Annotated in this window: 12 protein-coding genes; 5 read left to right on the top strand and 7 right to left on the bottom strand. The window is 59.2% G+C overall.

All coding sequences use genetic code 11. From position 1 onward, the window contains the following. Nucleotides 1–892 (top strand): elongation factor G (gene fusA, locus NTW95_14660; protein MCX6558650.1); only part of this gene is annotated, 892 nt, incomplete at its 5' end. A 6-nt stretch (nt 893–898) separates the two neighbouring features. Here the strand turns inward: fusA and NTW95_14655 are convergent. Genes NTW95_14655 through rpoZ form a run of 7 tightly spaced genes read right to left on the bottom strand, consistent with a single transcriptional unit; the run spans nt 899 to nt 4,997 of the window. Continuing rightward, entirely contained in the window at nt 899–1,459 is a 561-nt protein-coding gene (locus tag NTW95_14655) for a Spy/CpxP family protein refolding chaperone (GenBank protein MCX6558649.1), read from the bottom strand. Next, a complete protein-coding gene (locus tag NTW95_14650; protein ID MCX6558648.1) occupies nt 1,452–1,919 on the bottom strand; it encodes a periplasmic heavy metal sensor in 468 nt (155 codons plus the stop codon). The genes NTW95_14655 and NTW95_14650 overlap by 8 nt, the downstream gene beginning before the upstream one ends. Next, nucleotides 1,909–2,388, bottom strand: a complete 480-nt coding sequence (locus NTW95_14645) for an anti-sigma factor (protein MCX6558647.1) — start codon at nt 2,386–2,388, stop codon at nt 1,909–1,911. Before NTW95_14645 ends, NTW95_14650 begins: the two co-directional genes overlap by 11 nt. After that, a complete protein-coding gene (locus NTW95_14640; protein MCX6558646.1) occupies nt 2,385–2,984 on the bottom strand; it encodes an RNA polymerase sigma factor in 600 nt (199 codons plus the stop codon). Before NTW95_14640 ends, NTW95_14645 begins: the two co-directional genes overlap by 4 nt. A gap of 45 nt (nt 2,985–3,029) precedes the next feature. Beyond that, on the bottom strand, nt 3,030–3,611 hold the full coding sequence (locus NTW95_14635; protein ID MCX6558645.1) for an HAD family hydrolase: 582 nt from the start codon (nt 3,609–3,611) through the stop codon (nt 3,030–3,032). 1 nt (nt 3,612) lies between these two features. After that, nucleotides 3,613–4,680, bottom strand: coding sequence for a lipopolysaccharide heptosyltransferase II (gene waaF, locus NTW95_14630; protein ID MCX6558644.1), 1,068 nt, complete (start codon nt 4,678–4,680; stop codon nt 3,613–3,615). Between the two features lie 14 nt (nt 4,681–4,694). Beyond that, nucleotides 4,695–4,997 (bottom strand): DNA-directed RNA polymerase subunit omega, encoded by a 303-nt coding sequence (gene rpoZ / locus NTW95_14625; GenBank protein MCX6558643.1) that lies wholly within the window; start codon nt 4,995–4,997, stop codon nt 4,695–4,697. Between the two features lie 213 nt (nt 4,998–5,210). Between rpoZ and NTW95_14620 the strand changes: the two genes are divergently transcribed. The 4 genes from NTW95_14620 to NTW95_14605 all read left to right on the top strand — a co-directional run bounded on the left by NTW95_14620 (nt 5,211) and on the right by NTW95_14605 (nt 8,020). After that, entirely contained in the window at nt 5,211–6,377 is a 1,167-nt protein-coding gene (locus tag NTW95_14620) for a DUF1343 domain-containing protein (protein ID MCX6558642.1), read from the top strand. Beyond that, nucleotides 6,374–6,994, top strand: a complete 621-nt coding sequence (locus NTW95_14615; protein MCX6558641.1) for an L-threonylcarbamoyladenylate synthase — start codon at nt 6,374–6,376, stop codon at nt 6,992–6,994. Before NTW95_14620 ends, NTW95_14615 begins: the two co-directional genes overlap by 4 nt. Nucleotides 6,995–7,068: 74 nt before the next feature. Next, nucleotides 7,069–7,500: a rubrerythrin family protein gene (locus tag NTW95_14610; GenBank protein ID MCX6558640.1), complete on the top strand. Its 432-nt coding sequence runs from the start codon at nt 7,069–7,071 to the stop codon at nt 7,498–7,500. Nucleotides 7,501–7,516: 16 nt separating this feature from the next. Further along, entirely contained in the window at nt 7,517–8,020 is a 504-nt protein-coding gene (locus NTW95_14605) for a ferritin family protein (GenBank protein ID MCX6558639.1), read from the top strand. Nucleotides 8,021–8,141: the final 121 nt, after the last annotated feature.

The raw sequence follows: 8,141 nt of genomic DNA, 5'->3' as shown, positions 1-8,141 counted from the left end.
GCCATCCATTTCTTTCGCCATCGAACCCAAGTCTCGGGCCGATGAAGGTAAGATTTCCACGGCCCTGCAGCGCATCATGGAGGAGGATCCGACTCTGAAGATACTGCGCGATCCGCAAACCAAGGAACTTGTCATTTCCGGTAACGGCCATATGCACGTCGAACTGGTGGTCAACAAGCTGAAACGCAAATATGGGGTGGAAGTGATGATGAGGCCGCCCAGAATTGCGTACCGTGAAACCGTGCTCGGCAAGTCCGACGTCGAGAAGAAATACAAGAAGCAGAGCGGCGGCCGCGGCCAGTACGGCCACGTCCTGATCCGCATGGAACCGCTGCCGCGCGGCAGCGATTTCGAATTCGCCAATTCGTTGGTCGGCATGTCCATCCCGCGCAACTTCGTGCCGGCCATCGAGAAGGGGATCATCGAAGCCAAGAACACCGGCGTGCTGGCCGGATACCCGGTGGTCGATTTCAGAGTCGAGCTGTATGACGGCAGCCACCATGAAGTCGATTCCTCGGACATGGCGTTCAAAATGGCGTCGTCCATGGCCTTCAAGATGGCCATGAAGGCGGCCAAGCCCACCATCCTGGAGCCGGTGATGAAGGTGGAAGTGGTCATTCCCGAGGAGTTCATGGGCGAGATCAACGGCAACCTGAGCGGCCGGCGCGGCCGGATCCAGGGCATGGAAACCAAGGGCAAGAACCACGTGGTCAAGGCCTCGGTGCCCATGTCGGAAATGCTCGATTTCGAGCCGACGCTGACGTCGATCACCGGCGGTCGCGGCAGCTTTTTCATGGAATTCTCCCATTACGAAGAAGTGCCCGGACAAGTGCAGAAAAAGATCGTCGCCGAGGCGGTCAAGGAAGGCCGGGTCAAGGAAGAGGAAGAGTAGGACTTTTTATAGAGCTTCGGAGTCGGAAGGTTCGTCGCCCTGTTCATCGGGCGGCATGGGCGGGGGAAAGTCGCCCCGGCGCCCGTGCATTCTGTCGCGAATCCGTTCCGGGATATCCTTTTTCAGTTTTTCGATTTTCTGGATCTGCTCCGGCGTCAGCGTGTCGCGCACGTCGAGCAGGTAGTTGAGGTGGTCGACCTGCAGATCGGTTTTCAATTTGCCCATGGCGCGGGCCATGCTTTCCATTTCGCGGCGGTCGATGCGGTTGTTTTTGAGCAGGGCGGCGAATTTCAATTCCAGCACCTTGATGTCCGAAGAGCGGCGGATGGTGGCCTCCTCGTTGGCCAGCAGCATGTCTTCGATTTTCTGCTCCTGTTCAGGGGTCAGGCCGATTTCACTTTTCAAACGCAGGATGAAGCGGGCTTCGAAAAGGTTGTTTTCGGCCATGTACAAGCCGAATCTCAGGTTGCCCAGCATATTGGGCCACATCTTTTTATTCGCTTGGGCCTGGACGGCCAGGCCGAGCGCGATCAGCAGCACCAGAAAAATGACGATTTTTTTATTCATCGGCTCCTCCTTTTTCGCGGATTGGGGTCAGAAAGAACCAGTTGCGGCTCAGGCGGTACAGCAAATTGAGCCGCTGGCTGGGTTCGAGAATGTCATTGATTTTAAGCAGGGCGGCAAGAAAATCCCGGTTCAGCTGGTTTTCCAACTGATTCAGTTCGTCGGCCAGGCTGTTGACTTTCTTGGCAGCGCAGGTGGGATTGCCCAGTTCTTCGATGATTTCCACCCTTTTATCGCGGATGTCTTCCTTGGACTGGAGGGAATTGAGTTTGAACCTGTGAATGATTTCGCGCACCTGCGCCTCCTGCCCGGAAGACAGGCTGAAATCATCTTTTATTTCCAGCCGGGGCCGGACAATGCTTTTCCTGAGTATGGCCCTTTTGTAAACCAGGGCGGCCAGGAAAGCCAGGTTCAAAGCCAGCGAGAGGGCCAGCAGAAAAGGGAGCCAGCGGTTAGTTTTCATAGGCGCCCCCGCTGCACAATTCCAGGGTGCTGTCCTGGACGGCCAGCAGCCCCAGTCCCTGGTTCTCAGCCAGCACGGCGCTGAAGGTCGCGGCTGTTTTCGGGGCCGTGCCGTTCTGGCGCTGGCCGGTGGCCGTTCCGGTCTGGTACTGGCCGTTGCTCGACACTTCCAGCAGGAAGCCGCTGATGAAAATCAGCAGCAGGGCGAGCGTGTAAGCCAAAGAGGGCAGCCAGCGGCGCTTTTTTTCGGGCCGATCGCGCAAGAAGGCCATGACCCGTGAGGAAAAACCGGGAAAGGGAGCCGGCGTGGTCAAACGGCGCAGGCCGGCGACCAGGGCCTGGGTGTCCCTCCACTCGGACTGGCAGGCGGCGCAAACTCCAAGGTGGCGCTCCAGTTCGCCCGCTTCCGCGACCGGCAGTTCGCCGTCCTGGTAGGCGCTCAGCCGCGAATGTACTTTTTTGCACTTCATTTTTTCCTCGCTTGGTAAACAAAGCCGGAGTTTTTATCTTGCATGGCGATATTTTTTTTCAGCCGGCTTTTGGCCCGCGAGATCAGGGTTTCGATCTTGGGGATCGACCAGCCGCTGATCTCGTGGATCTGCTTATAGGAGAACTCGAGATAGATTTTTAGGATCAGGGCGAGGCGCTGCTCCTCGGGCAGGCGGCGCAGGCTCTGGGTGATTGTTTCGTCCCGCTCCGCCTGTTCCGGGTCAACGGGCTGGACCTGGGCCTGCCGGAACGGCGCCTGGTTGAAAGCCTGGCCGAGCAGGCGGGAAAAAAAAACGGTCCGCTTCTGGCGGTTGATCCAGTTCAGGCTCATGTTCTTGGCGATCTTGAAGATAAACGCCGAGAAGTTGTTCTGTTTTTTGTAGTAGGGGAGGTTCTGGAAGATCTTGATGAACACGTCCTGGGCGATGCTCTGGGCCTCGTCGCGGTCGGCGATCATGCTGTTGATGAATTTGATGATTTTGCCGCTGTAGCGGTTGATCAAGATCGCGAAATCGTCGGGGCAGCCCTCCAGCACCGCGGTGATGATCTCGTCATCGCTCAGCATTTCTCTGGTCATGATTCATTATAACACCTGCGGGCGGTTTTTCTTGCGCCCACGGACTCAGCTTTTCTTGACCTCGGCCAGCGAGGCGACGATGGCGCTGGCGGCCAGAAGGTCGTCGACGATGTGATCGGGCCGCTGCCCGTTGTCCGGCCATGAATGTTCGTTGCCCCGGCCCTGGCCGGTGCGCACCAGCATGGTCCGGCAGCCGGCCCTTTTCCCGGCCAGGATGTCGTCCGTTTTGTCGCCGATCATGAAGGAGGCGGGGAGGTCGATTTCGAAGTCGCGGGCGGCCTGGAGCAGCATCCCCGGCTCCGGCTTGCGCAGCGGGCTTTCGCACCGATAGCGGCTGACCGCGCCGTTGGCCAGGAAGGGGCAGTAATAGAAGGCGGCGATGACGGCGTCTTCTTTCTTGAAATGCGCCTGCAATTCCCGGTGCAGGCGTTCGATATCTTCGGCGCGGCAGATGCCGCGGGCCACGGCCGATTGGTTGCTGACCACGATGACCAGGTAGCCGGCCTCGTTCAGCGCGCGCACGGCGGCAGCCGCGGAAGGAAAAAAACCGACCTGGTGAAAATGGCAGATGTAGCCCAAGTCCTGGATCAGGGTTCCGTCGCGGTCTAAAAATGCGGCTTTGTTCATTTTAGTTCTTTCCCCCTGCGGGGGCAGACAAATCAGATCCGCCAGGATAGGCGGATGATTTGTGCTGCCAGAGCGCTTCGGCCGCGGCCAGAACTTCGGCGCAGGTCACGGCGGTCATGCAGCGGTGATCGGTCGGGCATTCGCGGTGGCGGCAGGGGGCGCAATCGGCGCCGTGGTACAGCATCCGGCACGGCCCGGCCAGCGGCGGGGTCTTCTGATGCTCGGTCGGTCCGAAGATCGCCAGCAGCGGGACCTGCAGGCTGGAAGCGATGTGCATCAGCCCGGAGTCGTTGCAGATGACCAGCCGGCAGCCGGCGAGGAGGATGATGGTCTGGCGCAGGCTCAGGCGCCCGGCCAGGTTGTGCACGCCTCCGGGCAGGCCAGCGGCGATGGCGCTCACTTTATCCCTTTCGCCCGGGCTGCCGAGCAGCAGAACGGCGCTGGTCGGGTGGGATTCCCGCCAGGCGTGGATTACGGCCCGGAAGCGTTCCGGCAGCCAGGTCTTGGCGCTGCCGTAGGCCGCCGCCGGAGCGATGGCCACCAGGTCGCGTCCGGCCTCTATTCCCAATCCGGACCTGATGACGGCCGCCCGGGATTTTTCCTCGGCTGACAGCTCCAGAGCGGCGGAAAAGGAGCGGGTCGTCTTTTGCCCGGCCAGGTGCTCGACGATGCGCAGGTAGTGGAACTGGTGGTGTTCGCGGTCGTCGCTTTCGGGAGTCTTGTCGGCCAGGAGCCAGCCGCGCCCGTCGCGGTCGTAGCCGCTGAGGCGGCGAATGCCGGCCAGGCGGAAAAACAGGGCCGACGAGAAGGAGTTGGTGAACAGGATGCCGCGGTCGAAGCGTTTTCCCCAGAGCCGGCGCAGCTGGTCCAGGTAGCTCCCGGCGGTCCAACGGTCGGGGATGGCTACGATCTCGTCGATTTCGGCGATATTCAGGAACAGGTCGGCCAGGTATTGCTTGACGCACAGGGTCAACCTGGCAGCGGGGAAAAATTCCTTGAAAGCCCGGATCGCGGGCAAGCTCATGACCCCGTCCCCGATCCAGTTGGGCGCGCGGATGACGGTGTTCATTCAAGAACAAGCGGTCAGGATTCGGGTTGCGGCTGGTCCCCTTCTTCCCTGGCTTCGAGTTCCTCGACCAGTTCGCTTTTTTTTTCAGTTCCCGCTTCGGCCTCGAGTTTCTGGCTTTCCTCGTCCAAAAGGGTTTGGTCCTGGTTGAGAACGTCAAAATCTATTTTCCCCTGCTTGAATTCTTCCATGGCAATGGTCAGGACATTTTCGGCCTTGATTTCGACTTTTCTTTTGGCGCCGCCGATGAGCTGCTTGGCGCGCCGGGCGACCAGTATGGCCAGCCTGAACTTGCTATCTATACCGTTCGTATTGTACACATCTGCCTCCGTGAAAAAAAAAGTATAGCAGAATTCGGGTGGGAGTTCAATACGCATTTGTTTCCTGGCCCATTTGGAGGGTTTGTTTATATATATTCAGAACCCCAGCTTTCAGTACCCCCCTTACCAAGGGGGGCGTGGGGGGATTGGCTTCAAGTTTTATAGCGCTTGACTTTTGAAGCCCAATGTTATACTTGGTTGCCGGAGATGATCGTGGCTAAAATAATGAATGGCATCGATGTCCTGCCGCTGGCATTCAAAAAAATCGTCGGTAACAGGTCTTTTGCCCTGGTCACCGGCAGCGCGACGGTCGGCGCCGACGGCCGCCCGGTCTACGAGACTGTGCGCCGGCTGGCCGGCGAGCGGCTGCGCGCCATCTGGTCGCTGCAGCACGGGTTTTTCATCGACCGCCAGGACAACATGGTCCTGTCGCCGTCTCACGCCTGGCCGGAGATGTCCCTGGTCGTGCGCAGCCTTTACGGCAAATCGCTGCTCCCGGACGAGAGCTGGCTGGATGGCTTGGATGCCGTCCTGGTCGATGTCTTTGACGCCGGCACCCGGGTCTATACCTTCGTCAACCACCTGGTGATGCTCATGCGTGCCTTAAACGGCCGCAGTATCGAGGTGATCGTCCTGGATAGGGTCAATCCGCTCAACGGCATCGTTTGTGAAGGCCCTGCCTGCCGGCCCGATTATTTCAGCATGGTCGGCCAGCTGCCGGTCCCCATGCGCCATGCGCTGACTGTCGGCGAATACCTCTCCTTCGCCCTGAGCTATTTCGGACTGGATCTGCAGCTGACCGTGGTCAAGGCCCGCCACTGGCGGCGCCGCGATTTCTGGGACGGGATCTGGACCTACCCGTCGCCCAACCTCCCCTCCCTGGCCGCCGCCCTGGTCTACCCGGGCGCGGTCATGGTCGAGGGGACCAACCTGTCGGAGGGGCGGGGGACGACCCGGCCGTTCGAGTTCATCGGCAGCCCCTTCCTCGACCATGTTGGGCTGCGCGCCGGGATGGAGCGGCTGCGGCTGTCCGGTGTGGCGTTCATCCCGGTTTTTTTCAAGCCCGAGTTTTCCAAGTTCGCCGGCCGGGTCTGCCGCGGCCTCCAGGTCCAGGTTATGAACCGCTCGCCCTTCCGCAGCTTCGAGGTCTACTATGAGATGATCCGCCTGGCACGTCACATGCATCCCGGCGATTTCCGCTGGCAGGAGCCGCCCTACGAGTTCGAATACAAGCGCCCGCCCATCGACATGATCTGCGGCTCGCCCTTCATCCGCCAGGCCATCGAAAAAAGCATCCCCTTCGGCGGCATCCGCAAAGCGATCGAACAAGAGCTGTCCGCCTGCAATGAAGCGGTTGGTCCGTTTCTCCTTTATCCATGATCACCGTCCCTTTCGCCGCCATCAACGAAGCCGATAATTTCAATAAGATCCGCGACTGCATCCGCGCCGATGGGGTGATCGTTTATCCCACCGACACCCTGTACGGGCTGGGCGGGAATTTTTATTCCCCGGTTGCGATCGAAAAGATCGATCGCTTGAAGAAGCGCAGTGACCAGCCCTATTCGGCGGCGGTAGGCTCGCTGGCCATGCTGGAGGCCCTGGCAGCCGACATTCCCGAAAATTTCCGGAAGCGTCTGATGCGGCTGCTGCCGGGCAAGTTCACCTTCATATTCAAAGCCAATCCCGAAATTGATCGCCGGCTTTTAAAAAATAGAGATACGATCGGCATCCGCCTGCCCGACCTGCCGTTGCTGCTGGAGCTGATCGAAAAGCTGGCCTTGCCTTTGTTCAGCACCTCGGTCAACCGCAGCGGCCGGCCGCCGTTGAACGACCCGGTCGCCATCGCTATTGAATTTCCTGAAGTCGATCTTCTGATCGACGGCGGCATCCTGCCCCCTTCCCGGGGCTCGACCATCGTCGACCTGACGAAAACGCCGCCCGCCATCCTCCGCCCCGGCGCCGACATGGACAGACTGATGTCACTGATGGACCGGTAAGCCAATCAAAGCAAGACCCTGCCTTTAATCTTGACTTGAAACGAAAATCGGCTAAAATGCGACTGGAGGTAAAAATGAAAAATCTGAAAGGGACGAAAACAGCCGAAAACCTGATGAAGGCTTTTGCCGGCGAGTCGCAGGCGCGCAACCGCTACACCTATTACGCCAAGACGGCCGGCAAGGAAGGATTCAAGCAGATAGAGGAGATTTTCCTGGAAACGGCCGAGAACGAGCGCAGCCACGCCAAGCTGTTCTACAAGCACCTGGTCGCAGTCATGAACGGCGAGGTGGTGGAGATCCAGGCCACGGTGGAAAAGAGGCATGAAGCCCGCTACCGCAAGCTGCTCGCGAACGTGAAGAACCAGAAGGTTTTCAAAAAGGACGGCAAGGTGCTGTGGAAATGCCGCGAATGCGGATTTGTCTACGAAGGGAGCGAAGCCCCCGAAAAATGCCCGGTCTGCGACCATCCGCGGGATTATTTCGAGGTGTTCGTCGAAAATTATTGAACATGGGAGAACAACCATGAAAAAAATGGATCTGTCCAAATACGAGCTGGCCGATCTCCTCCTGGCCGCCCTGAAAAGCGAAATCGGCAGCCACGACGTCTATGCCCGGCTGGCGCAGCGGGTGCAGAATGCGTTCCTGCGCGAGCGGCTTGACTTCCTCGCCCTTGAGGAAAACAAGCACCGCCAGGCACTCGAGGGAATTTTTGGCCAGCGCTTTCCCGGCCGGACGATCGTCGTCCCGGCGCAGCCGGTGGTGCCGCTGCCGGAGATCAATTTCGGCGATGACCAGGTCCCGCTGAGCGAGGTGATCGCCCAGGCCATGAAGGCCGAGCGCGCCGCCCACGATTTTTATTTGCAGCTGGCCGAGCGTTTCAACGACGATCTCCAGAAGAAGAATCTGCTCCTCTATTTCGCGATGATGGAGATGGGGCATTACAAGCTGCTCGACCTGGAAAACGGCAGCCTCGAGCGGCTGGAGGAGTTCGGGCAAGAGCAGGAAATGATCCACGTTGGCCCTTAGTGTCCCTGAAGAAGGGGTCCTTAGAATACCCGTTGAGGGTGCCCTTAAACCGGACTCTTTTCCCTGTCGGCAAGCCTCTTTTCCAGTTGACATGACCGCGGCAATAGGTTATATAATTGAG

Source organism: Candidatus Aminicenantes bacterium, assembly GCA_026393795.1.
Lineage (GTDB): Bacteria > Acidobacteriota > Aminicenantia > UBA2199 > UBA2199 > UBA2199.
Note: the sequence above shows the minus strand (reverse complement) of the source record. Positions and strands in the feature narration are given on the sequence as shown.